The sequence below is a fragment of the Streptosporangium pseudovulgare genome (genome assembly GCF_014648055.1).
Taxonomy (GTDB): domain Bacteria; phylum Actinomycetota; class Actinomycetes; order Streptosporangiales; family Streptosporangiaceae; genus Streptosporangium; species Streptosporangium pseudovulgare.
Genome location: NZ_BMQJ01000017.1, coordinates 73,428 through 97,506, shown reverse-complemented (window position 1 = coordinate 97,506; position 24,079 = coordinate 73,428). Strand labels below are relative to the sequence as shown.

Annotated in this window: 19 protein-coding genes; 10 read left to right on the top strand and 9 right to left on the bottom strand. The window is 73.8% G+C overall.

What is annotated here, in order from left to right; translation table 11 throughout:
- Window positions 1-23 precede the first annotated feature (23 nt).
- The 3 genes from IEZ10_RS29335 to dapE form a co-directional block, all read right to left on the bottom strand.
- Window positions 24-608: an LOG family protein gene (locus IEZ10_RS29335; RefSeq protein WP_189249764.1), complete on the bottom strand. Its 585-nt coding sequence runs from the start codon at window positions 606-608 to the stop codon at window positions 24-26.
- Window positions 609-631: 23 nt separating this feature from the next.
- Window positions 632-1,426: an LOG family protein gene (locus IEZ10_RS29330; protein WP_189249763.1), complete on the bottom strand. Its 795-nt coding sequence runs from the start codon at window positions 1,424-1,426 to the stop codon at window positions 632-634.
- 220 nt (window positions 1,427-1,646) lie between these two features.
- Window positions 1,647-2,708: a succinyl-diaminopimelate desuccinylase gene (gene dapE, locus IEZ10_RS29325; protein WP_189249762.1), complete on the bottom strand. Its 1,062-nt coding sequence runs from the start codon at window positions 2,706-2,708 to the stop codon at window positions 1,647-1,649.
- Between the two features lie 181 nt (window positions 2,709-2,889).
- Between dapE and IEZ10_RS29320 the strand changes: the two genes are divergently transcribed.
- Complete coding sequence (locus IEZ10_RS29320; RefSeq protein WP_189249761.1) at window positions 2,890-3,756, top strand: hypothetical protein; 867 nt, start codon at window positions 2,890-2,892, stop codon at window positions 3,754-3,756.
- 179 nt (window positions 3,757-3,935) lie between these two features.
- On the opposite strand, the gene IEZ10_RS29315 is transcribed toward IEZ10_RS29320, so the two are convergent.
- The 3 genes from IEZ10_RS29315 to fdxA all read right to left on the bottom strand — a co-directional run bounded on the left by IEZ10_RS29315 (window position 3,936) and on the right by fdxA (window position 6,226).
- The gene (locus tag IEZ10_RS29315; protein ID WP_189249760.1) at window positions 3,936-4,646 is read right to left on the bottom strand and encodes a DUF4178 domain-containing protein; all 711 of its coding nucleotides are present in this window, start codon (window positions 4,644-4,646) and stop codon (window positions 3,936-3,938) included.
- Window positions 4,647-4,657: 11 nt separating this feature from the next.
- Window positions 4,658-5,737, bottom strand: a complete 1,080-nt coding sequence (gene dapC / locus IEZ10_RS29310) for a succinyldiaminopimelate transaminase (protein WP_189249759.1) — start codon at window positions 5,735-5,737, stop codon at window positions 4,658-4,660.
- A gap of 162 nt (window positions 5,738-5,899) precedes the next feature.
- The gene (fdxA, locus tag IEZ10_RS29305; protein ID WP_189249758.1) at window positions 5,900-6,226 is read right to left on the bottom strand and encodes a ferredoxin; all 327 of its coding nucleotides are present in this window, start codon (window positions 6,224-6,226) and stop codon (window positions 5,900-5,902) included.
- Between the two features lie 161 nt (window positions 6,227-6,387).
- Between fdxA and IEZ10_RS29300 the strand changes: the two genes are divergently transcribed.
- The 8 genes from IEZ10_RS29300 to IEZ10_RS29265 all read left to right on the top strand — a co-directional run bounded on the left by IEZ10_RS29300 (window position 6,388) and on the right by IEZ10_RS29265 (window position 19,680).
- Entirely contained in the window at window positions 6,388-6,564 is a 177-nt protein-coding gene (locus IEZ10_RS29300; protein ID WP_308426320.1) for a putative acetyltransferase, read from the top strand.
- Window positions 6,565-6,800: 236 nt separating this feature from the next.
- Window positions 6,801-7,877 carry an ABC transporter substrate-binding protein gene (locus IEZ10_RS29295; protein ID WP_189249756.1) on the top strand — a complete coding sequence of 359 codons (1,077 nt, stop codon included), beginning with the start codon at window positions 6,801-6,803 and terminating at the stop codon, window positions 7,875-7,877.
- 151 nt (window positions 7,878-8,028) lie between these two features.
- Window positions 8,029-8,784 (top strand): class I SAM-dependent methyltransferase, encoded by a 756-nt coding sequence (locus IEZ10_RS29290; RefSeq protein WP_189249755.1) that lies wholly within the window; start codon window positions 8,029-8,031, stop codon window positions 8,782-8,784.
- Between the two features lie 111 nt (window positions 8,785-8,895).
- On the top strand, window positions 8,896-11,325 hold the full coding sequence (locus IEZ10_RS29285; RefSeq protein ID WP_189249754.1) for a hypothetical protein: 2,430 nt from the start codon (window positions 8,896-8,898) through the stop codon (window positions 11,323-11,325).
- 3 nt (window positions 11,326-11,328) lie between these two features.
- Entirely contained in the window at window positions 11,329-13,386 is a 2,058-nt protein-coding gene (locus IEZ10_RS29280; RefSeq protein WP_189249753.1) for a UvrD-helicase domain-containing protein, read from the top strand.
- Window positions 13,387-13,436: 50 nt separating this feature from the next.
- Entirely contained in the window at window positions 13,437-15,290 is a 1,854-nt protein-coding gene (locus tag IEZ10_RS29275; RefSeq protein ID WP_189249752.1) for a sigma factor-like helix-turn-helix DNA-binding protein, read from the top strand.
- Window positions 15,291-15,409: 119 nt separating this feature from the next.
- Window positions 15,410-16,789, top strand: coding sequence for a cysteine--tRNA ligase (gene cysS / locus IEZ10_RS29270; protein ID WP_189249751.1), 1,380 nt, complete (start codon window positions 15,410-15,412; stop codon window positions 16,787-16,789).
- A 251-nt stretch (window positions 16,790-17,040) separates the two neighbouring features.
- Window positions 17,041-19,680, top strand: coding sequence for a penicillin acylase family protein (locus tag IEZ10_RS29265; RefSeq protein ID WP_189249824.1), 2,640 nt, complete (start codon window positions 17,041-17,043; stop codon window positions 19,678-19,680).
- A 36-nt stretch (window positions 19,681-19,716) separates the two neighbouring features.
- Here IEZ10_RS29265 and IEZ10_RS29260 read toward each other — a convergent pair whose 3' ends face one another.
- The 3 genes from IEZ10_RS29260 to mshB are packed head-to-tail and all read right to left on the bottom strand — an operon-like array spanning window position 19,717 to window position 21,636.
- Window positions 19,717-20,190, bottom strand: coding sequence for a hypothetical protein (locus IEZ10_RS29260; protein WP_229811761.1), 474 nt, complete (start codon window positions 20,188-20,190; stop codon window positions 19,717-19,719).
- Between the two features lie 52 nt (window positions 20,191-20,242).
- Window positions 20,243-20,722 carry a DUF6113 family protein gene (locus tag IEZ10_RS29255; protein WP_189249750.1) on the bottom strand — a complete coding sequence of 160 codons (480 nt, stop codon included), beginning with the start codon at window positions 20,720-20,722 and terminating at the stop codon, window positions 20,243-20,245.
- A gap of 11 nt (window positions 20,723-20,733) precedes the next feature.
- On the bottom strand, window positions 20,734-21,636 hold the full coding sequence (gene mshB, locus IEZ10_RS29250) for an N-acetyl-1-D-myo-inositol-2-amino-2-deoxy-alpha-D-glucopyranoside deacetylase (RefSeq protein WP_189249749.1): 903 nt from the start codon (window positions 21,634-21,636) through the stop codon (window positions 20,734-20,736).
- Between the two features lie 210 nt (window positions 21,637-21,846).
- Here mshB and IEZ10_RS29245 point away from each other — a divergent pair, with 210 nt between their 5' ends.
- Entirely contained in the window at window positions 21,847-23,907 is a 2,061-nt protein-coding gene (locus IEZ10_RS29245; protein ID WP_189249748.1) for a S9 family peptidase, read from the top strand.
- Window positions 23,908-24,079 lie beyond the last annotated feature (172 nt).

Sequence of the window (24,079 nt, the reverse complement as noted above, 5' to 3'; positions counted from 1 at the left end):
CCGGGCCAGGCCGGGTCGGGTGTCTACGGCGTGGACTCGCCGATCTCCTCGGGGCTCGGCACCAGGTGCCGCGTCCGCTTCTCCAGGTGCTGGAACGCCTCCTCGACCGTGGTGGCCCAGGAGATCGCGTCGAAGACGTTCGGCCGGGTGAAGCCCGCCTCGTGCAGGTTGTCCACGAGCTGCCGCAGCGGCGCGTAGAGCCCCCAGGGGTCGAGGACCACGAGCGGCTTGTCGTGCAGGCCGAGCGTGCGCGCCGTCCAGATCTCGAACAGTTCCTCCAGCGTCCCGATGCCGCCGGGCAGCACCAGGAACGCGTCGGACCGGGCGTCCATGACGCCCTTGCGCTCCCGCATGTCGGTGGTGACGACGATCTCGTCGGAGTCCTCGTCGGAGACCTCGATGTCGACCAGGGCCTGGGGGATGACCCCGATGGTGCGGCCGCCGCCCGCGCGGGCGGCGCGGGCCACCGCGCCCATGCAGGAGACCCTGGCGCCGCCGCTGACGAGTGTGTGTCCCCGCCGGGCGATCTCGGCCCCCACCTCCTCCGCCAACGTCAGATACTTCGCGTCGATCTTCTGGCTCGACGCCAGGAATACGCATACGAACACGTTGAGACCTTACGACGCTTCTTTTACTGGGCGTCGCCGACGGTGTCCGCGGCCGCCCGCTCCTCGTCCTGGAGCTGCCGCGACCGGTTCCGGTCGGCGTCGGTGATGATCCGTACGGCCTCGTCCACGTCGTCGGTGACGTAGATCAGGTCGACGTCGGCCGGGGAGATCTTTCCGGAGCCCACCAGGGTGGTCCTCATCCAGTCGAGCAGGCCGCCCCAGTACTCGGTGCCCATGAGCACCACGGGGAAGGAGGTGACCTTGCGGGTCTGCACCAGGGTCAGCGCCTCGAACAGCTCGTCCATCGTGCCGAAGCCGCCGGGGAGCGTCACGAACCCGCACGCGTACTTCACGAACATGGTCTTGCGGACGAAGAAGTAGCGGAACTCGATGCCGAGGTCGACGTACTCGTTCATCTGCTGCTCGAAGGGGAGCTCGATGCCCAGGCCCACGGAGACGCCGCCCGCCTCCCTGGCGCCCCGGTTGGCCGCCTCCATGCAGCCGGGCCCGCCCCCGGTGATCACGGCGTAGCCCGCCTCGGAGAACTTGCGGCCGAGCTCGATGCCCATCTCGTACTCGGGCGTGCCCTCCTTGGTCCGCGCGGACCCGAAGACGGTGACCGCCTGGGGCAGTTCGGCGAGCTGTCCGAAGCCCTCCACGAACTCCGCCTGGATGCGCATGACCCGCCAGGGATCCATGTGCAGCCAGTCCGCCGGTCCCCTGCGGTCGAGGAGCCTCTGGTCGTGGGTGGAATCGGAAACGAGGGCGCCGCGCACCAGGGATGCCCCCTGCCGGCGTTCCGGGCGTGTCTTCTTCATGCCGAACACGCTAGCCCGTTCAACAAAAATCTTGAAAAATCTCCTGGCGAACACGGAACCGGATTTCGCCGAACGCGCGTCTAACCGCCGAGGGTGCTGCTCGGGACTGAAAGTGGCTTTCCCCGTCAAATGGCCGACGAGGAAAGCCACTTTCATTTGGGCCCGGCCCGTCCGGGTCGCCGGGCGGGCCGTCAGCCCAGCCAGGCAGGCATGCCGGCCGTCAGCCCAGCCAGTCGAGCATTCTGCGCTCGCACTCGAAGATCTTCTCCAGCGCGACGTACTCCCCCCGCTGGTGCGCGAGATTGGGATCACCAGGCCCGTAGTTCACCGCGGGAACGCCGAGACCGGAAAAGAGCGAGACGTCGGTCCAGCCGAGTTTGGCCCGCGGTTCGCCGCCGACGGCCGACAGGAAGGCCGCGGCCACCGGGTGGGACAGGCCGGGCCGCGCGCCGGGCGCCCCGTCGGTGAAGTGGACCTCGAACCCGTCGAACACCTCGCGCACGTGCTCCTGGGCCGCCTCCAGCGACAGGTCCGGGGCGAAGCGGTAGTTGACGGTGACCACGCACTCGTCGGGGATCACGTTGCCGGCGACGCCGCCGTTGATCGCGACCGCGTTCAGGCCCTCGTGGTACTCCAGCCCGTCCACGACGGGCCGCCGGGCGCGGTGGCCGTCGAGGATCGCGAGGACCGGGCCGGCCGCGTGGACGGCGTTGACCCCGAGCCAGGACCGGGCGCTGTGCGCGCGTTTGCCGCGGGTGATGACCTGCGCCCGCAGCGTGCCCTGGCAGCCGCCCTCGATCACGCCGTCGGTGGGCTCCATGAGCACCGCGAAGTCCCCGGCGAGCCAGTCGGGGTGCCGTCGGCTGAGCCGGAGCAGGCCGTTGCGCTCGACCTCGATCTCCTCGCAGTCGTAGAAGACGTACGTGACGTCCCGGCTCGGCTCCGGCAGCGCGGCGGCCAGCCGCAGCGCGACCGCGACGCCGGACTTCATGTCGGAGGCGCCGCAGCCGTACAGCAGGCCGTCCTCGACCCGGCTCGGCAGGTTGCCGGCGACCGGCACGGTGTCGATGTGCCCGGCGATCACCACCCGCTCGCCGCGGCCCAGCGTGGTGCGGGCGACGACCGCGTCTCCGTCGCGGTGCACGGTCAGGTGCGGCAGCGCCCGCAGTGCCTCCTCGACCGCGTCGGCCAGCGCCTTCTCGTGACCGCTGACCGACTCGACGTCCACGATCCGCGCGGTGAGCGCGCCGACGTCCTGTGTGAGATCCAGACGCGTACCCATGCTCGCGACCTTACCGGCCCGGCCGCGGATCTCCCCGGGGCACGTGACCGTCCGGCGGGTCCGCCGCGGCCGGCTCCGGTACGGCGGGCGGGCGCGCGGCCGGCCGGAGAGCCCGCCACGACCGGATGGACCGGCCCGGAGACGGGTCTCCGCACCTCGCCGTACCGGTAGGTTCTTCAGGGTGCGACGGCGCTTCTCCAAAGGGGTCATCGCGATCATCGTGATCGTGGTCCTGCTCGCGGTGTCCATCACCGTGGGCGTCCTCAGGCTTCTCCACCGGACTCCCGCCCTCACCGAACTCGGCGAGGGCTGCCGGGTCACCACCCCGAAGGGCACCCGCGACCTGGACATCGAGCAGGCCCAGGTGGCCGCCGTCATCGCCGCGGTGGCGGCCCGCAGGAAACTGCCCGAGCGGGCCGTGGTCATCGCCTACGCCACCGGCATCCAGGAGTCCAAGCTCTACAACCTCGCCTACGGCGACCGCGACTCGGTGGGGGTGTTCCAGCAGCGGCCCTCCCAGGGCTGGGGCAAGCCCGAGCAGCTCGTGGACCCCGTCTACGCCACGGGGAAGTTCTTCTCGGCGCTGGTGAAGGTCAAGAACTACCGCAAGCTGCCGCTCCACGAGGCGGCCCAGCGGGTGCAGCGCTCGGCCGACGGGTCGGCCTACGCCCAGCACGAGGACGACGGGAAGATCCTGGCCGCGGCGTTCACCGGGCGGGTGCCCGGGGCCGTGCACTGCTGGTTCCCCCCGAAGCCGAGCAAGAGCCCCACGGCCGCGCGCGCCACGGCGAAGCCGGCGAGCGCGACGCCGCTACCCGCCACCGAGCGGGCCAGGCGGCGGCTGGCCCGCGCGCTGGGGCCCGGCTCCACGCTCGACACCGACTCGCGCAGGCGCGGCTGGCTGGTGGCCTCCTGGTCGGTGGCGCACGCCCAGGAGTTCGGGCTGCGCCGGATCCGTTACGACGGCCGGGCATGGACGTCGGCGAAGGGCGAGGACGGCTGGCGCCCGGACGCCGCGGCGTCGGCGGCGCGGGTCGAGATCTCCTGAGGGATCCGGTCCGTCGCCGACGGCGCAGGGCCCGGCCGTCCGGGAGCCGCGCCGCCCGGCTCGGCACCGGGAGACGGCTCGGCGCCGGGAAACGGTTCCGTACCGGGAGACGGTTCCGCACCCGGGGGACGGTTCCGGCGCGTACCGGGCCGAGTGGGCCGGGTGGGCCGGGGCTCCCGTCAGGCGAGGTCGGCCCGCCGGTGGAAGGTGATCGAACCGGGCGGCAGGGGCTGGGCGTGGAAGGACCTCCAGCGGTGGCCCTGGAGCCGTTCGAAGCTGAGCAACCGGCCGTCGGCGGCGCGGTAGTCGGCGAAGTCGAGCAGCCCCCGCTCGGGCATGCTGACACCCTCCCCGCGGAAGGCGGCCGTGCCGCGCTCCACCGGGAAGAACTCGACCCCCTCGACGGTCAGCGTGGTCTTCGCGGGGATCATGCCCTGGGTGGGCACCCGCGTCCACAGCAGCACCTCCAGGTGGAGGGCGTCGTCGGAGCCGGGGCGCGTCTCGATCGACAGCCACCGGTCGCGGCGGGAGCCGTCGTCGAGGAGGTACTCGGTCCACTGGTTGCCCTGCCACGACAGGTACAGGGCGCCCATGACGCGGCTCCGCACGCCCTGGCACTCGATGGTGTCGCCCACCTTGATGGCACGGGGGTCGGGGTCGTCGACGCCGGCGTGGCCCGCCTCCGGCCCGGACGGCGACGCGGGCGGCGGCGCGGTCCCGGCGGGTGGCGGCGCGGTCCCGGCGGGCACGGCCCGCGCGGGGGATGTCCCAGCCGGTGAGCGGCGCGCGGAGCGCCGCCCGCCCCGCCGGGCGGCCGCCACGAACGCGCCGGCCAGCAGGACGAGGGCGACCACGCCCAGTCCGACTGCCACGGCGGCCCCAGAGATCATGCCGCCGGATCCTACTGGAGGCGCCGCACCGCCGCACTTATCCGCTCATCCGTCGCGGTCACCGCGATCCGGACATGCGACGCGCCGGCCGGGCCGTAGAAGTCGCCGGGGGCCGCCAGGATGCCCTTCTCGGCCAGCTCGCGGACCTGCGACCAGCAGTCGGCGCCGTTGGAGGCCCAGAGGTACAGCCCGGCGACGGAGTGGTCGATCTTCCAGCCGGCCGCCTCCAGGGCGGGGCGCAGCGCCGCGCGCCGGGCGGCGTAGCGGGCGCGCTGCTCGTCGGCGTGCCCGTCGTCGTCCAGGGCGGCGGCGGCCGCCGCCTGCACCGGCCCGGGAACGATCATGCCGGCGTGCTTGCGGACCTCCAGCAGCCGCCTGACCAGCGCGGGATCGCCCGTGACGAACCCGGCGCGGTATCCCGCCAGGTTGGAACGCTTGGACAGCGAGTGGACGGCGAGCAGGCCCTCGTGCGAGCCGCCGCACACGTCCGGGTGCAGGATCGAGACCGGCCGCTCCTCCCAGCCCAGCTCGATGTAGCACTCGTCGGAGGCGATGACGGCCCCGCGCTCGCGCGCCCAGGCGACGACCTTGCGCAGGTGCTCGACGGGCAGGACCTTGCCGGTCGGGTTGGACGGGGAGTTGACCCAGACCAGCGGCACCCGCTCCGGGCCGAGCGAGAGCAGCCCGTCGGCGGCGTACGGCTCGGCGCCCGCGAGGCGGGCCCCGACGTCATAGGTCGGATAGGCCAGCTCGGGGAAGACGACCCGCTGCCCGGGGCCGACGCCGAGCAGCGTGGGCAGCCAGGCCACCAGCTCCTTGGAGCCGATCAGCGGCAGCACGTCCGCCTGGTCGACGGTCACCCCGTGCCTGCGCCGCAGCCAGCCGGCCGCGGCGGCGCGGAGCCGCTCGGTGCCGTGGGTGAGCGGGTAGCCGGGGCTGTCGGAGGCGTCCGCCAGGGCCTGCCGTACCAGGGCGGGGACCGGGTCGACGGGGGTGCCCACCGACAGGTCGACGATCCCCTCGGGATGCGACCCCGCGAGCTTCTTCAGCGGCGTCAGCCGGTCCCATGGGAAATCAGGCAGATCGATCACGGCTCTCCCCCGCTGGACGTCTCCCCCGCCGGCGCGGGAGATGGCTTGTCATCGGTGTGGCCCCGCGAGGCGGGGCCGGGCGGCTCCGCCGGGGAGGGCGGAGCCCCGCCGGGCGGGGCGGCTCCGCGCCGCCGCCGCCCGCCGGCGTTCGCTCGGTGACGCTCAGTGGCCCTCGGCCTGCGGGGGCAGGACCGCGACGACCGGGTGGTCCTTTTCGATCTTGCCGACCTTGGAGGCGCCGCCGGGGGAGCCCAGCTCCTCGAAGAACTCCACGTTGGCCTTGTAGAAGTCCTTCCACTGCTCGGGGAGGTCGTCCTCGTAGAAGATCGCCTCAACGGGGCAGACGGGTTCGCACGCACCGCAGTCCACGCACTCGTCGGGGTGGATGTAGAGCATGCGCTCGCCCTCGTAGATGCAATCGACGGGGCACTCCTCGATGCACGCCTTGTCCAGGACGTCCACGCAAGGCTGCGCGATGACGTAGGTCACCTCGGGCTCCTTCTTCCTTTACGCACCTAGGCGCGACTTCGACCGCGGGGTTGCTACGCCCTAGTATTGCCGTGCCCGTCACATGTCCGAAACGGGAGGGGGCAAAAACGGTGGCCCCAGGCCTCGGCGCTCGCCTCGTCATCACCATAACCCCATCCGACGTGGGGAAAAGGGTAACCACGCGACGACGGGTCCCCGAGGGCTTCCGGGACGCGGTGGGCGTGCTGGAGTTCTGGCGCGACGGCACGCTGGGCGTGCGCAGGCGCGACGGCTCCCTGGTGGAGATCGCCGAGGACACGCTCGCGGCGGCCAGGATCGTGCCGGACCGCCGGGGTTAGGCCCGCTCCCCGAAGACCCGTGCCCGTCCTCCGACGCTCCGGGCCCGCGCACCGGAGACCCGGGCCCGCGCACCGGAGATCAGGGGCCGCGCACCGGCCACGCCGCTCCGGACCGCACCGGCCACGCCCATCCGGACCGCCCCGGCGCGGCGCCGAGGTCTTCCCGGCGTAACCCCTTTCCCAAGAACGGCCGCGCCTCCTCGACCGCCCCGCGTGTCGCGGCGAGTATCCGATGGGTGACCGTACGCATCAGCGCCGCCGCCGTGCTCCTCGTCGCCACGATCGCCGGGTGTGGCGCCCCGGCCACCGAGACCAGGCAGCTTCCACCGGTCAAGGTGAACGCCGCCTCCATGCGGGAGGGGTTCTCGACCATGGACCGTCTGGTCGAGGCGGCCCGCAAGGAGGGCTCGCTCACCGTGATCGGGCTGCCGCGCGACTGGATCAACTACGGCGAGATCATCGACACCTTCTCCCGGGAGTACGGGATCAAGGTCGATCAGCTCGAACCCGGCGCGAGCAGCGAGCGGGAGATCCAGGCCGCGGGCCGGCTCAGGCCCGACGTGTTCGACCTGAGCCTGGAGGTCGCGGTCGCCCACGCCGGCTCCTTCGCCCCCTACCGGGTGCAGGGCTGGCAGGACATCCCCGACCGCGTCAAGGACCCCGCGGGGCGCTGGTACGCCGGGTACGGCGGCTACATGTCCATCGCCTACGACTCCTCGAAGGTCGCGGCCCCGTCGTCCTACGCCGACCTGCTCAAACCCGGCTACCGTGTCGCGCTGCCCGGCGACCCCCGGCAGTCCGCGGCGGCCTTCGGCGGGGTGATGGCGGTGTCCCTCGGCGACGGCGGCGCCAAGGTGGAGCGGGGCGTGGAGTTCTTCGACCGCCTCCGCCGGGCGGGCAACCTCGCACCCGCGGAGCGGACGGCCAACGCCGTCATCGACTGGGACTACCAGAACGCCGTACGGGCCGCCGCGGCGGCCGGGACGGGCCGGCCCGGCTGGAAGGTCGTCGTCCCGGGCGGCACCGCGCTCGGCGGCTACTACGTGCAGGCGATCAGCAGGAACGCCCCGCACCCGGCCGCCGCGCGCCTGTGGGAGGAGTTCCTGTTCTCCGACCGGGGCCAGAACCTCATGATGAAGGGCTACGCCCGCCCGGTGCGGACGGAGGCCCTGCGGATGCGCGGCGCCCTCGACCAGGCGCTGGCGGCCAAGCTGCCCGCGACCAGGGCCGAGCCGGTCTACCTGACCGTGTCGGAGATCGACGCGGCCAAGGGCTACCTCCGCCACCGCTGGGACGCGAAGAAGGCCGACTGACACAGGGAACCCGTGGGACGGTCGCTGACCAAAGGGGCTTCTCGGACTGATATGTCGGGGCATCTCCGAGGCTCTAAAGTGTCTCGTGAGCACCGGCAAGAGGCGTGGTGTTCGGAAGAGAGCTGACGTCTTGCTAAACGACACCCCCGGCATGACGAGGTGGAGCGTTCGCACCCACGACACCGGCTTCGGATACGTCTCCGCGTACGGCGCGCCCCTGGTCGACCTGCTGGACCCGCGGCCGGGTGAGCGGGTCGTCGACCTCGGCTGCGGCATCGGGGTGCTGAGCGCCGAGATCACCGCCCGGGGCGCCCACGTCCTCGGGATCGACGGCTCGGCGGCGATGATCGAGAAGGCCCTGGCGCAGTACCCCGGAATCGACTTCATCGTCGGCGACGGCAGCGACTTCACGGTCGCCCAGCCGTACGACGCGGTCTTCTCCAACGCCGCGCTGCACTGGATGGGCCGCGAGCCGGACGCGGTGATAGCCAGCGTGCGGGAGGCACTGGCCCCGGGCGGGCGGTTCGTCGCCGAGATGGGCGGCGCGGGCAACTGCGCCGCGCTGACGGCGGCGATGTCCACCGCCTGGCGGGAGCACGGGCTGCCCGAGCCCGACCTGCCGTGGTACTTCCCGACTCCGGCCGAGTACGCCGCGCGGCTGGAGCGGGGCGGGTTCGTCGTCCGGCTGCTGGAGTACTTCGACCGGCCGACCCCCATGGACGAGTGCCCGGACGGGGCGGCCGGCTGGGTGCGGATGTTCGCCGGGTCGCTGCTCCGCACGGTCCCCACCGGGATGGTCGAGCCGCTGCTGCGCCGGGTCAACGAGCTGGCCGCGCCCGCGCTGCGCCGGGAGACCGGTTGGATGGCGGATTACGTGCGGCTCAGGTTCGCGGCCGTACGCCGCTGAACCGGCCCGATGCGCCGGGGTGATTTGCCAGACTATGGTCTGTTCCATAAGTCTCGTTCCCCGGCGACGTGAAGCGAATCGGGCGGCTGGAGGGGCTGGGAAGGGGAGCGGATGAACTTCTGTCTGAGTGACCTCGTGCCGCCGCTGCGCTGGAGCGACGCGGCCACGATCCCGGAGCTGGCCGACCAGCCCGACCTGCCGGGCGCCTGGTGGCGCAGCCTGCCGCTGCACCGGGTGCTGGCCGTGCTGGGCACGGAACGGCTGGCGGAGCTGCTGGCCCGGATCGCCCTGGACCACTGGCCGGCCGCCGCCGTGGGCGACGTGCTGCCCGCGCTGTACGTCCTGGACCCCGACGAGGCGGACGAGCCGTGCACCGCCATCGCGCTCGACCGCACCGGCTCCTGGGCGGGCCTGCTCGCCCTCACCGGCCGCGAGCTGCGCGACCAGCCCTTCATCCAGGCGTTCCCCGTGGTGCACGTGCTGTTCTGCGCGGTGTTCGACCACTTCGCCCACCCCGAGCGGGCTGAGGCCGACCGCTCCCCGGTGTCCGGGGACGCCGGCGCCGTGCGCGCCGCCCCTCTCGCCTCCGCCGCCCCCGAAGCCCCCGAGTCGGATCACGGGGCCCACGAGGCGGATCACAGGGCCCGTGAGGCCCATGAGGTGCCCCGGAGCCCCGAGGCCTCCCGGGGCCCCGAGGCTCTCCGGGCCGAGGCCGGGCCGGTCCCCGGCTCCGGGCCCGGGCCCGGACCGCTCCCGGAACCGACCCCGAACCCGGAACAGGCCTCGGACTCGGAACCGGCCCCGGACTCGGAACCCGTCGCGGCCCATGAGCCGGATCACGGGCCGGAGCACGAGCCGGTCCACGCGGCCGAGCAGGCCGCCGAACCCGAACCGGTCCCCGCGGCCGAGCCGGTCCCATCCCCCGCGCCCGTCCCCTTCTCCGCGTTCGCTCCGGCGTCCGGGCCGGCCCCCGCACCGGCCTCGGCCCCGGAACCCGTCGCGGCCCATGAGCCGGATCACGGGCCGGAGCACGAGCCGGTCCGCGCGGCCGAGCAGGCCGCCGAACCCGAACCCGAGCCGGAGCCCGTGGCCGAGGCCGAGGCCGAGCCGGACTCCGCGCCCGTCCCCGACTCGCTCCCCGCGGCGTCACCGGCCGCGGCGGACGCCGGAGTCGCGGCGGACGACGCGGACCCGGCCGGGCCCGCTGCCGAGCACGCGCCCTCCGACCTCCCCGACCTGCTGGACGCGGCCTTCGCCGACCTGGACGACCGGAGCTGGGCCGTCGCGCAGAACAGGGTGTTCAGCGACGACCCCGCCGCGGTGGAGGCGCTGGCCAAGCTCTTCGCGGTGCCGCCCGCCGCCATCGCCGAGGTGGAGGCGGACCTGCGGCGGCGGCTCGCCGAGTGGCTCGCCTCACCGGAGGCGGCGCCGTACCGGGAGCACCTGGCGGAGGTCAGGCGGACCCTCGGCAAGGCGGCCCCCAAGTCGCGCCTGGTCTCGGCCGCCGGCTGGCATCGGCGGGAGCTGTCCTCCCTCGACGTTCCGGCCTGGCAGTTCGTGCTGGCCACCCTGGACGGCTACCACCTGGTCGACGAGTGGCTGGTGGAGGGCGACATCGTGGCGCTGCGCCACCACACCCGCGACGTGATCAGCCGCGCGAAGCCGCCGCTGACCATGACCAAGGCGCTGTCGCTGGTCGCCTCGCTGGGCATCCATCCCGACGTGTCCAAGGAGTGGCTGGAGAACGTCCCCCAGCTCCGCATCCTCAGCGCCGGGCAGAAGGCCCCCCAGCGCCAGGGCGGCGGATCCCAGGCCGGGCGTCCCAAGGAGGCCAGGGGGCCGAAGGACTCCAAGGGGCCCAAGGAGCCGAAGAGGGCCGGGGAGAAGGCCGAGGCCCCCGCGCCGCGGGCCTCGGCGGAGAACGCGGGCCGGGAGCCGGACACCCCCGTCCGGAACGGCGACCGGCCGCCCGGTGAGGCCGGCGGGCGGCCCGCCGCGGCGGGGCAGGCCGGCCGGTCGCCGTTCCGCCCGCTGAAGGACGTCTCGGTGACCCGGCGCTGCTTCCGCCAGCCGGACGGCCGCTGGTGGCTGCGGGTCGACATCACCGCCGAGCACCTGCGGGGCGACGAGTGCCCGCTGCCCAGCGGTTTCGCCGCCTACCTGGGCATGTCGCCCGGCGCCGCCCGTACGGTCGACAGCGCGGTGGGCGAGGTCACGCTGAGCTGGCGCGAGGGGCCCGTCCTCTCGTCGCTCGGGCCGCTCCTCGCCGACGTGGGCGCCAAGGAGGGAAGTCACCTGTTCCTGACGCTGTCGGACGAGGGGGTGCTGCGCGCCAGGCACCTGCCCGCGGCGGACCCGGACGACGAGCCGCTCGCCCGGGCGCTGCGGCTGGTCGGCTACACCGCCCCGGGCGGCACCCCCGAGCAGGCCGTCCGGGTCATCGCCACCAGGGTCGGCCTGACGGGGCCGGTCAACTCGCCCGACCTGCTCAGCCGGCTGCGAGAGCGCGGGGACCGCGACCTGCTGTCCCTGCTGGCGTAGCCGATGCCCCGGCTCGCCATCTCCCCGGAGTTCCCCGCGGAACTCGGCGCCCTGGCTCAGCCGGCGCGCCGGGACGTCGTGGTCGCGGTGCGCCGGTTCATGCAGGGCGTGGCGGGCGCGCCGCACCCGGAGCGGATCAGGGGGGCCGGCGACCCCCGGGTCGCCACCCTCCGACTGGCCGAGGGGCACCGCGGCGTCGTGGTCAGGCAGCGCGACGTCCACTGGCTGCTGACCGTGCTGCCCGACGCCGAGGCGTGGGCCTACGGCCGGCGTCACCGGTTCGGGGTCAACACCGCGCTGGGCGTGGTCGAGATGTGGGACGCCGAGGCGCTCGGCCGGGCCGAGCCCGCGCTGCGCCGGGCCGCGGCCGCCACCTCCGCGCGGCTGTTCGCCGACAACTGCGACACCGACCTGGCCGAGCTGGGCGTCGACCGGCGGCTGCTGCCGCTGGTCCGGTTGATCACCGACGACCTCGCCCTGGAGGCGCTGGAGCCGCTGCTGCCCCCGACGCAGTACCAGCCGCTCGCCGCGCTGGCCCGGGGCGAGTCGCTGGCCGGGGCGTGGCGGGAGCTTGACGCCTGCCGCGCGGTCCCCCCGGACGGGCGCCCGGTCGATCCGGACGACTTCGCTGCGGCGCTCCTGCGCAGCCCGGACCGGGCGGTCTTCGTCGGCAGCCCGCGCGAGCTGAACCACGTACTCGACGCCCCGGACTGGTGCGTCTTCCTGCACCCGCCGCAGCACCGGCTGGCCTACCACGAGCCGTACGAGCGGCCGGTGCTGGTCACCGGCGGCGCGGGCACCGGCAAGACCCTCGTGGCCCTGCACCGGGCCGTCTGCCTGGCGCGGCGTGGCGCGGGCCCGGTGCTGCTGGTCACGTTCTCGCAGAAGCTGAGCGCCGACCTGTCCGCCCGGCTGGACCTGCTGGCGGAGGACGAGGAGGTCCGGGAACGGATCGAGGTCGGCAACGTCGACCGCCTGGCGCACCGGGTCGTCTCCGAGGCCGAGGGGCGCGCGCCCGCGCTGGCCGACTCCGCCGACCTGGTCGCGCTCTGGGAGGAGGGCGGCGGCGGCCACAGCCCGGCGTTCCTGCTGCGCGAGTGGGAGCAGGTGGTGCTGGCGCAGAACCTGCGGACGCTGGAGGAGTATCTCGCCGCTCCCCGCCCGGGGCGCGGCGTGGACCTCGGGCCCGCCGAGCGGGAGGCCGTGTGGCGGGCCGTCGAGCACGTCACCGGGCGGCTGCGGGAGCGGGGCAAGCGCACCCTGCTCCAGCTCGCGGCGGAGGCGTCGCTGCTGCTCGGCCGGACGACCGGCGACCTGCTGGGAGACGAGGAGCCGTCCCGCGAGCCGTACCGGCACATCGTGGTGGACGAGGCGCAGGACCTGCATCCGGCGCAGTGGCGGCTGTTGCGCGCGGCGGTGCCGTACGCCCCCGACGACCTGTTCATCACCGGCGACCCCCATCAGCGCGTCCTCGACACGCGGGTGCCGCTGGGCTCGGTCGGCATCGACGCGGTGACGACACGGCTGCGGGTGTCGCACCGGCTGCCGCAGGAGATCCTCGCCTGGGCGGTGCGGCTGCGCGGCGGCGGGCCCGCCGACGGCCTGGTGGACGGCGTCCAGGAGATGTACGGCTTCCGCTCGCCCGGGCACGGGCCCCGCCCGATGGTGCGGGCCTACGATTCGCCGGAGGAAGAACTGACCGGTCTGGCGGTCCAGGTGAGAGAGTGGGTCCGGGACGGCGTGCCGCCGCGGGAGATCGGGGTGGCCGCCAGGACCGCCGGTCTGGTGCGCGACGCCCGGGCCGCGCTGCGCGATCTGGGGGTGGGAGTGACGACACTGCACGGAATGAAGGGTCTGGAGTTCCGGCGGGTCGCCGTGATCGGCGTGGCCGACGGGATCGTGCCCGCCCCCGGAGCGCTCACCCCCGCCGCGGAGGACCCCGCCGCGCGGGCGCACGACCTGCAGCGTGAGCGCGGCCTGCTCTACGTGGCCTGCACCCGGGCCAGAGAGCTGCTCTACGTGTCTCACACAGGACGCGCCAGTCCCTTCCTCCCCACCTGAGTACATATTCTGAACTGCGGATATATTCCCCTTTTGCCGGTTGGACCTCAATGAACCTCAGCCTGAGCGACATCGTGCCACCCCTGCGCTGGACCTCCCCCGGCCAGGTCGCGCCGATCGCAACCGATCCCCGGCTCCCCGAGGCGTGGTGGCAGGCGCTACCGCTCGACCGGGCATGCGCCGCCATCGGGACCTCCGAGGTCGCCGGACGTCTGGCCGACCTCGCCCTGACGTGCTGGGGACATCTGACGCTCGGTGACGTCCTGCCGCTGCTCAGGTTCACCGACCCGGCCGCCAGCGTCCGCATGTCCGAGGGCCTCGGCCGCGAGGCGGTGCACAGGCTGTTCACCGAGGTGCTGGAGCGGCTGCTCGAACCGGTCACCCCGGAGAGCGTCGCCGCCCGGACGCGCCCCGCCCGGCCGGACCGGCCGCTGCCGGAGCTGATCGACGAGGTCTTCGCCGACCTGGACGAGCGGCAGCGCGCCATCGCCAGGGACCGCCTCTACGCCTCCCAGCGCGCCACGCTCGACGACCTGGCCCAGCGGTTCTCGGTGACCAGGGAGCGCATCCGGCAGATCGAGCGCGACCTGCGCGACCACGTCGAGGCGTGGCTGTCCGGCGAGGGCGCCGCGCCGCTGGTCGCCCACGTTTCGTGGCTGCGGGGCCGACTGGGCTCGGCCGTGCCCGCCGACGACCTCGCCGCGGCGGTGCCGTGGCACCGCACCGACCTCGCCACGCTGGGCATCCCGGCCTGGCGGTTCGTGCGGACCCTGCTGACCGGCTACGAGCAGGTGGACGGCTGGCTGGTCGCCGGCGGGGCCGACGAGCTGCGCGAGAAGACCCGGCAGCTGTTCGCCGACGGCCCCCGCCCGCTGGAGGAGGCCGTCACGCTGGTCAGCCAGCTCGGCATCCGCGAGGACGTGGCCGAGCGCTGGCTCGTCTCCGTCCCGCAGCTGCGGGTCTTCGAGAACCACGTGGTGCCGTGGCCGCGCAGCGTCAACGACAAGGCCGAGGCCGTGCTCGCGGTGTCGGGCAGCGCGCTGACGCCCGAGGAGATCCAGGAGCGCATCGGCGAGGACTACAGTCTCGTCGGCATCCGCAACCAGCTCACCGCCGACGACCGGTTCCTGCGGCTCGACCGCAACAAGTACGGCCTGACCCGCTGGGGCGGCGACCAGTACCTCGGCATCCGGGAGATGATCGTCCGGGAGATCGAGCGGGCGGGCGGCGAGGAGTCGGTCAACACGATCGTGGCGAACCTCACCTCCCGCTACGACGTGAGCGAGAGCTCGGTCCGCGCCTACGCGGGCGGCCCCGGCTTCGAGCGCACCCAGCGCGGGTGGATCCGGGTGGCCGGCACCGAGCAGGCCGACTACCAGCCGCGCCGCGACGTTTCGGCGACCCGGCGCTGCTTCCGCAGCCGCGACGGGCGCTGGTGGCACCGGGTGGACATCAACGCCGAGCACCTGCGCGGCTCGGGCTCCCCGCTGCCCACCGGGTTCGCCGCCCACCTGGGCATGGCCCCCGGCGGCCAGCTCACCGCGGCCACCCCCTCGGGCGACGTGGTGATCAGCTGGCACAACCAGCCGACGATGGGGTCGATCCGCCCGATCCTGGTGGCGGCCGGCGCCTCCGAGGGCGACCACGTCTTCCTGACCGTCTCCGACGGCGGCGAGCTGCTGACCCGCTTCCTGCCGGCCGCCCAGCCGAACCTGCCGTCGCTGAACCGGGCGCTCCACCTGATCGGCTACACCGCCCCGGTCGCCTCCGAGGCCGAGGGGATCCGGCTGATCGGCGCCCGCATCGGCCTGCCGGAGGGGGTGGGCCGCGAGGAGGTCCTGGCGCGGCTGCGCGAGCGCGGCGACCGGGAGATCCTGGCGCTGCTGGAGGGCACGGCCGCCTGACCCCGCCCGGCTCGCCTTCCCGGTCACGCGCCCGGGGGCGGTGCCGTACGGTCCCGGGCGGGGTGTGCCGTACGGTCCCGGGCCGGCCGCCGCGCGCGGCCGGCGGTTAGGCTCGGGGCATGTTGCGGCTGTACGACACGCGGAACCGCCGGGTCGAGCCGGTCCTCGCCGAGGGGGCCCGCTCGATGCGCATGTACACCTGCGGGCCGACCGTCTACCGTCACGCGCATCTGGGCAACCTGCGGTCCTACCTGCTGTCGGACCTCATCCGCCGGGTCTGCGAGCGGCGCGGGGTCCGGGTGGCCGTCTGCCGGAACGTCACCGACGTCGGGCACCTGGTGGACGACGCCGAGATCGACCCCGCCGGCGAGGACAAGGTCCTGGCCCGGGCGCGGGCCGAGGGCCGTTCCGCCCTCGAACTGGCGCGGTCCTACGAGGAGGCGTTCCTCGCCGACACCCTCGCCCTGAACATCCGGCCGCCGGAGCACTCCCCCCGCGCCTCCGAGACGATCGAGCCGATGATCGAACTGATCGCGAAGCTGGTCGAGAAGGGGCACGCCTACGCCACCCCGGACGGGTCGGTCTTCTTCGACGCCGCCTCCTTCCCCTCCTACGGCGAGATCTCCGGCAACCGGCTGGACCGGCTGCGGCCCGGCCACCGGGTGGCGGGCGTCGACGAGCGCAAGCGCTTCCACGCCGACTGGGCCCTGTGGAAGCCCGCCGACCGGGAGCTGACCTGGGAGTCGCCCTGGGGGCGCGGCTTCCCCGGCTGGCACGTCGAGTGCTCGGCCATGTCGCTGCGCTTCCTCGGCGAGCGCGTCGACGTGCACACCGGCGGGATCGACCTGCGCTTCCCCCACCACGAGGACGAGCGCGCCCAGTCCGACGCGGCCGCCGGCCGCGAGGTGGTCGCCCACTGGGTCCACGGCGAGCACCTGCTCTTCGAGGGCCGCAAGATGGCCGAATCCACCGGGAACGTCGTCCTGCTCTCCGACGTCGCCGAGGCGGGTCTCGACCCGCTGGCCGTACGGCTGGCGATGCTGGAGCACCCCTACCGCCGGCAGATGAACCTCACCTGGGACACCCTGCGGGCCGCGGACCGCACCCTGCGGCGCTGGCGCTCCCGGGTGGCCGGGTGGTCGGAGTCGCCGAGCCGGCCGATGCCCGCCGAACGGGTCGCGGCGGTCGAGGCCGCCTTCGACGACGACCTGGACACCCCGCTGGCCCTGCGGCTGCTGCGCGAGCTGGAGCGCGACGAGTCGATCGCGCCGGGCTCGCGGCTGGAGGCGTTCCTCCACCTCGACCGGGTCCTCGCCCTGGACCTGGCGTCCGAGATCGGCCGGACCCCGAGCCTGCCCCCGGGCGCCGCCGAGCTGCTGGACCGGCGGGAACGGGCGCGGGAGGCCGGGGACTGGGCCGCCTCCGACCGCCTCCGCGACGAGCTGGCCGCCCTGGGTGTCCGGGTGGCCGACGCCCCGGAGGGTCAGATCTGGTCCTGACCGGACGCTCCTGAGGGGCCCGGAAACCGTGCGCCCGCCCCGTCCGGCTCCGAAGTGCTCCGGAGTGCTCCAGAGTGCTCCAGAGTGCTCCGGACGCCTGGTGCCAGGGCGTTCGGCGCGACGGTGTCGCCAGATGTCCCTGATCGCCCTCCCGACGGGCTCGGAAGAGGCGCTCCCGCTCCAGGGTGCTGCCAAACTTGTTCGAGCACGTCGCATAGGAGGTCTTTGTGAGGTTCCGGCCGTATGCCTGGATGCCCCGGCCGCTCAGGTGGCTGGCTCGGGCGTTCACCGTCGTGGTGGTACTCGCGGTCGTCATCGCCGGGGTGGGCGTATGGGCCGTTCGCTCGTCCTTCCCCCAGCTCGCCGGCGACCTGAAGGTGGACGGCCTGGCGGGGAAGGTCACCGTCTACCGCGACAAGTCCGGCATCCCGCAGCTCTACGCCGACTCCGCCGAGGACCTCCTCCTCGCCCAGGGCTACGTGCACGCGCAGGACCGCTTCTTCGAGATGGACTTCCGGCGGCACGTGACCGCCGGGCGGCTGTCGGAGATGTTCGGCTCGGCGACCCTGTCCGAGGACAAGGCCATCCGCACCATGGGCTGGCGCAGGGTGGCCGAGAAGGAGCTGCCGCTGCTCGACGAGCGGACCCGGCGCTACCTCGACGCCTACGCCAAGGGCGTGAACTCCTGGATGAAGCGCAACCCGGGCTTCGCCGACCGGAGCCTGGAGTACGCGGTCCTCAAGCTCACCAACTTCGGCTACCAGCCCGAGCCCTGGACCCCGGTGGACTCCCTCGCCTGGCTCAAGGCCATGGCCTGGGACCTGCGCTCCAACATGGACGCCGAGATCAGCCGGGCGATCGCGGCGAGCGAACTGCCGGCCGACCGGGTCGGGCAGCTCTGGCCCGGCTACCCCTTCGACACCCACCAGCCGATCGTCACCCGCGGCGCGCTCACCGACCGCGGGTTCGACCAGAACCGGGAACCCGGCGACAAGGACCCCGCCGACGCTCGAACCGACGCCGGGACGGGCGCGGGCACACCGGCCGGCACCGGAACCGACGCCGGGACGGGCGCGGGCACACCGGCCGGCACCGGAACGGGCGCGGGCGCGCCGGCCGGCACCGGAACGGACGCGCTGGCCCGTGCCTCGCGGGCGCTGCGCGCGGTGCCGAGCCTGATGGGCGACAGCGCCGATTCCAGCGGCATCGGCTCCAACTCCTGGGTGGTCGGCGGCTCGCACACCGGATCGGGCAAGCCGCTGCTGGCCAACGACCCCCACCTGTCGCCCAACATGCCCTCGGTGTGGTACCAGGCCGGACTGCACTGCCGTACGGTGAACGCCGAGTGCCCGTTCGACCTCACCGGATTCACCTTCTCCGGCGTGCCCGGCGTGATCATCGGCCACAACGACCGGATCGCCTGGGGCTTCACCAACCTCGGGCCCGACGTCGCCGACCTGTACCTGGAGCGGGTCAAGGACGACTCCTACCTCTACATGGGCTCCTGGAAGCCGCTGTCCACCAGGACCGAGACGATCCAGGTGGCGGGCGGCGACCCGGTCCGCCTCAAGGTCCGCGAGACCATGCACGGGCCGATCATGTCCGACGTCATGGACGACGTGAAGGACACCATGGCCGGCGCCGACGCCGCCTTCGGGGAGAAGGCCGACGCCGTGGCGCTGAAATGGACGGCGCTCGAACCCGGCCGGACCGCCGACGCGATCTTCGAACTGAACACCGCCCGCAACTGGCAGCAGTTCCGCGCCGCGGCGAGCAAGTTCGAGGTGCCCGCGCAGAACCTCGTCTACGCCGACGTCGACGGCAACATCGGCTACCAGTCGCCCGGCCGCATCCCGGTGCGCAGCCGGGGCGACGGCACCTGGCCGGTGCCGGGCTGGACCGGGGACTACTCCTGGAAGGGCGTCATCCCGTTCGACGAGCTGCCCAGCGTCTACAACCCGCCCGAGGGCTACATCGTGACGGCCAACAACGCCGTCATCGACCCCGAGCGCTACCCGAACCTGCTCACCAAGGACTGGTCGTACGGCTACCGCTCCCAGCGGATCGCCGACCGGCTGAAGGACGAGCTGAAGAAGGGCAAGGTGGACGCCTCGACGATGGGCGAGATCCAGAAGGACAGCCGCAACGGCTTCGCCCCCGTCCTGGTACCCCGGCTGCTGGACGTGGAGGTGGCCGGCGGCGCCGCGGACGCCCGCGAGCTGCTGTCCGGCTGGGACTACTCCCAGGACGCCGACTCCGGGCCCGCGATGTACTTCAACGCCGTCTGGCGGCACCTGCTCATCGAGACGTTCAACGACGACCTGCCCGAGGGCTCCCGGCCGACCGGCGGCGACCGCTGGTTCGAGGTGGTCCGCCTCCTGCTGGGGACGCCGGACGACCCGTTCTGGGACGACTCCCGGACCAAGGGCGTCGAGACCCGTGACGACATGCTGCGGCGCGCCATGGCCCTGGCCTACGACGAGCTGCGCGACCGCCTCGGCCCGGACGTCAAGAGCTGGCGCTGGGGCGACCTGCACACGCTGACGATCACCAACCAGACCTTCGGCACCTCGGGGATCGCCCCGATCGAGTGGCTGTTCAACCGGGGACCGTTCGCGGTGGGCGGCAGCAAGGACGCCGTCGACGCGGCCGGCTGGGACGTCCAGAAGGACTACTCCGTGCAGTGGCTGCCGTCCATGCGCATGGTCGTCGACCTGTCGGACCTGGACAGGTCGCAGTGGATCAACCTCACCGGGGCGTCGGGACACGCCTTCCACGACAACTACGCCGACCAGGCGCCGCTGTGGGCCGACGGGCGGACCGTCCCGATGCCCTTCCACGAGGACGCGGTGAAGCGGGCGGCCACCCACACCCTGACGCTCGGTCCCTGACGGCCTCCGGCCGGTCCCGGCGGCGCACGGGGCCGGTCAGGAGCCGGCCGTCCCCCGGGGTCCGGGGCCGGGCGCCGGGCCCCGTCCGGGCGGGCGGGACCGGCGCCACAGCGGCGGGCGGCGGGGGTAGCCGCCGTCCTCCAGGCCGGCCAGCCGCTCGAAGACGTTCCAGGCGGCCTGGTGACCGCTGAGCAGCAGGGACACCACGGCCGCGGCGCCGTACGCCGGGAGCATGGGCAGCCCCAGGCAGGCCGCGTACTGCGAGGCGTGCCGGGCCTCGTGCCGGAGCAGCGCGCCGGTGAGATGGCCCTCGCCGTGTCTGGTCAGCACCACGTTGCCGACGGTGAACGCGCCCGCGATCGGCAGCGGCAGGCGGTAGCCGTGGGCGAGGACCAGCCCGCCGGGGCCCGGCGCCGTCCTGGCCCGGCCCGCCCGCGCCACCAGCAGCCCCAGCGGCGTGGACAGGTTCGCGTAGTTGAGTGCCCGCCGTACCCGATACAACCGCCGCATACCGCACATTGTGCTCCACCTCCCGGGGCCGCGGCCCCGGGGCACGCGGCGGTCAGGCTCCGGTCCCGCGCTCCCCCGGGGCCCGTCCGGCCGGGCGGGGACCGAAGGAGTGCTGCGTGAGCAGCCACGAGCCGCCGCGGGCCGACGGGGTGAGCAGGACGGCGGCCAGCACCGCGACCAGGCCGCCGTAGAGGTAGACGTAACCCGACAGGTCATTGGCGATGACGAGGTCGCCCTCGGGCCGCTGGCCCAGCCAGATCATCGTGACCACCAGCCAGGCCACCGCGGGCGTCAGGGCCCCCAGCTTCCCGCCCATCATCCGCCCGGCGCCGTGGCAGGCGCCGAACAGCACGACGACGCAGCCGACGGCCGAGACCGGGACGGGCCAGAGGTACCACGAGTGCTGGAACGCGCCCACGACCCCGAAGCCGAGCCCGAACAGGGCGAGCACGCAGTACGCCGCCGCGGTGACCGCCGCCTCCGACGGCCCCCGCCGGGCCGGGTTCCGCTCCTCCGCGGGCATGGGATCCATGGGCACCGAGGCTAGTCGATGCCGGCGAACAGGTCGTCCTCCAGCTTGTACGGCTCCCCCAGGCCGCCGAACTCGACCGGCAGCGAGGGCGCCGCCGGGCCCGTCACCCCGGCCCGCAGGACGAAGTGCTCCACCCTCGCCACCTCCTGGCAGACGTCGTTGGACAGGGCGAACCACGGGGCGTCCACGGTGATCTGGGTGGCGTGCGCCCGCATCGCGGCGAGCTTGTGCCCGAAGTACGCGCGGACGTCGATCTCGGTGGTGATCTCCTCGTCCGCGCGGCCGGGCGACTCCTCGGCGTCCTCGACGCGGAACCGCGTCCCGGTCACCCGCATCGCCTCGACCGCCCGGCGCGTCGTGGAGCGGGCCACCGCCGTCAGGTAGAACTTGGCGACCTGCCACGGCTCTCCCTCGCCGAACGCCGGGTCGGCCGCCAGCTCGAAGGCCCGCCAGGAGACGCGGTGGGCCTGGATGTGGTCGGGATGGCCATAGAAGCCGTCCTCGTCGTAGGTGACGAGCACCTGGGGCCGCACCTCGCGGATGATCTTCACCAGCTCCCCGGCGGCCTCGTCGAGGCCGGCCCGCCAGAAGGCCCCGGGGCGGTCGTTGGAGGGGACGCCCATCATCCCCGAGTCGCGCCAGCGGCCCCGGCCGCCCAGGAAGCGGTGGTCGGCGACCCCCAGCTCCCGGCAGGCGGCGGCCAGCTCCCCGACGCGGTGCGCGCCGAGGGCGTCGTCGCGGTCGGCCGCCAGGTGCGCGAGCTCCGGCGGGATGACCTCGCCCTCCTCGCCGAGCGTGCAGGTCACCAGCGTGACGTGGGCGCCCTCCGCGGCGTACCTGGCCATGGTGCCCCCGGTGCCGATCGTCTCGTCGTCGGGGTGGGCGTGTACGAGCAGGAGGCGCCGGTCAGTCATGGCTCAGAGGTTATCCGGCACCCGATTCCCCGCCGCCACCGACACGGCCTCATCCGGATCCCGGCGCACCGATCCCGCCGGATCCCGCCAGACCCGCCGGACCCGCGGGATCCCGCCGGTCCGCGCGGACACGCGCCGATTCACGGGAGCACGCCCGGACGCCCGGCGGTCCCTCAGCCCTGGGAACGCGGAGCTGGCAAGATGGCTCTCATGAGTGAGAGCTTTCCTCGTCTTCACGCCAGGACCCGCCGGTTCAGCCTCGGGGCGCCGCGTGGTTTCACCATCGCCCCCGGCGGGGATCGCGTCGTCTTCCTGCGATCCAAGGGAGGGTCCGACCCGGTCACCTGCCTGTGGGAGTACGACGTCGCCGGCGGCCGGGAGCGGCTGATCGCCGACCCGCGCGTCCTGGCGGGCGGCGAGGAGGACCTGCCGCCCGAGGAGCGGGCCCGCCGGGAGCGCAGCCGGGAGCAGGCGGGCGGCGTCGTCGGCTACAGCACCGACGCCGCGGTGACCACGGCGGCCTTCGTGCTCTCCGGAAGCCTGTACGTCACCGACCTGAGGACCGGCGGGGTGCGCCGGCTGAAGACCGCCGGGCCGGTGATCGATCCGCGGGTGTCGCCCGACGGCGGCTACGTCGGCTACGTGACCGGCGGCGCGCTGCACATCCAGGACCTGGAGGACGAGGTCGACCACGTGCTGGCCCGCCCGGAGTCTCCCGAGGTGACGTACGGCCTGGCGGAGTTCATCGCCGCCGAGGAGATGAGCCGGATGCGGGGCTACTGGTGGTCCCCCTCCGGTGACGCGCTGCTGGTCGAGCGGGCCGACGTCTCCCCGGTCGAGCGGTGGCACATCGCCGACCCGGCCAACCCGTCCCGCCCGGCCGTCGAGCAGCGCTACCCCTCCGCGGGCACGCCGAACGCGAAGGTCGAGCTGTTCGTGCTGTCCCTGGACGGCTCCCGGGTCGCCGTCCCGTTCACCGACGAGTACCTCGTCAACGCCGTCTGGGACGCCCACGGCCCCATGATCGTCACCATGTCGCGCGACCAGCGGTCCAAGCGGCTCTTCGCGGTCGATCCGGCCACCGGCGCCACCACCCTGCTGCGCGAGGACACCGACCCGGCCTGGGTGGAGGTCTACACCGGCGTGCCCGGCCGCCTCACCGACGGGTCCGTGGTCTGGGTCGCCGCCGCCGAGGGCGGTCACCGCCTGTTCGTCGGCGACCGGCCGGTCACCCCGGCCACGCTCCAGGTCCGCGAGGTCCTCGACATCGAGGGCGACACCGTGCTGTTCCGGGCGAGCGGCGAGCCCACCGAGATCGCCCTGTGGGCCTACAAGGACGGCCGGATCACCCTGGTCAGCCCGGCCGGGAGCGGCGTCTACAGCGGCCACACCGCGGGCGGCACCCTCGTGCTCACCACCCAGACGATGACCCACGAGGGCGCGGTGACGACCGTCCTGCACCACGGCAGGCAGTGCGGCCACATCGCCTCGTACGCCGAACGGCCCGGCCTGGACCTGCGGGTCTCCCTGATCCGGGCGGGCGAACGCGACCTGTCCACCGCCGTGATCTTCCCGTCCGGGCACGAGCCCGGCTCGGCGAGGCTTCCGGTCCTGATGGACCCGTACGGCGGGCCGCACGCCCAGCGCGTGCTGACCGCCTCCGGCGCCTACCTGACCAGCCAGTGGTTCGCCGACCAGGGTTTCGCCGTGGTCGTGGCCGACGGCCGGGGCACCCCGGGCCGCGGGCCGGACTTCGAGCGGGCCATCCTGAACGACCTGGCCACCCCGCCGCTGGAGGACCAGGTGGACGCCCTGCACGGCGCCGCGGCCCGGTTCCCCGACGACCTCGACCTGTCACGGGTCGGCATCCGCGGCTGGTCCTTCGGCGGCTTCCTGGCGGCGCTGGCGGTGCTGCGCCGTCCCGACGTGTTCCACGCGGCGGTGGCCGGCGCTCCGGTGACCGACTGGCGGCTGTACGACACCTGCTACACCGAGCGCTACCTCGGCCGGCCGGACGAGGGGCACTACGAGGCGTCGTCGCTGTTCGCCGACGCCGAGAAGCTGGAGCGCCCGCTGCTGCTGATCCACGGCCTGGCCGACGACAACGTGGTGGCCGCGCACACGCTGCGGCTGTCGTCCGCCCTGCTGGCGGCCGGCCGCCCGCACACCGTGCTGCCGCTGTCGGGCGTCACCCACATGACGCCTCAGGAGGTCGTGGCGGAGAACCTCCTGCTCCTCCAGGTCGACTTCCTCAAGAAGGCCCTGGGCTAGCCGCACGGCCCGGACGGCGTCGCCCCGCGGGCGTCCGCCGGCCGGGATCGCCGTTCCCCGCGGACGCCCGCGGGGAACGCGCCGGTCCCCGCTTCGCGGGGCCGGGAAACCCGTCGGCCCACCTCGCAGAGAAAAATCCCTTTTGTCACTTATGTGAATATGTGGCGCATTC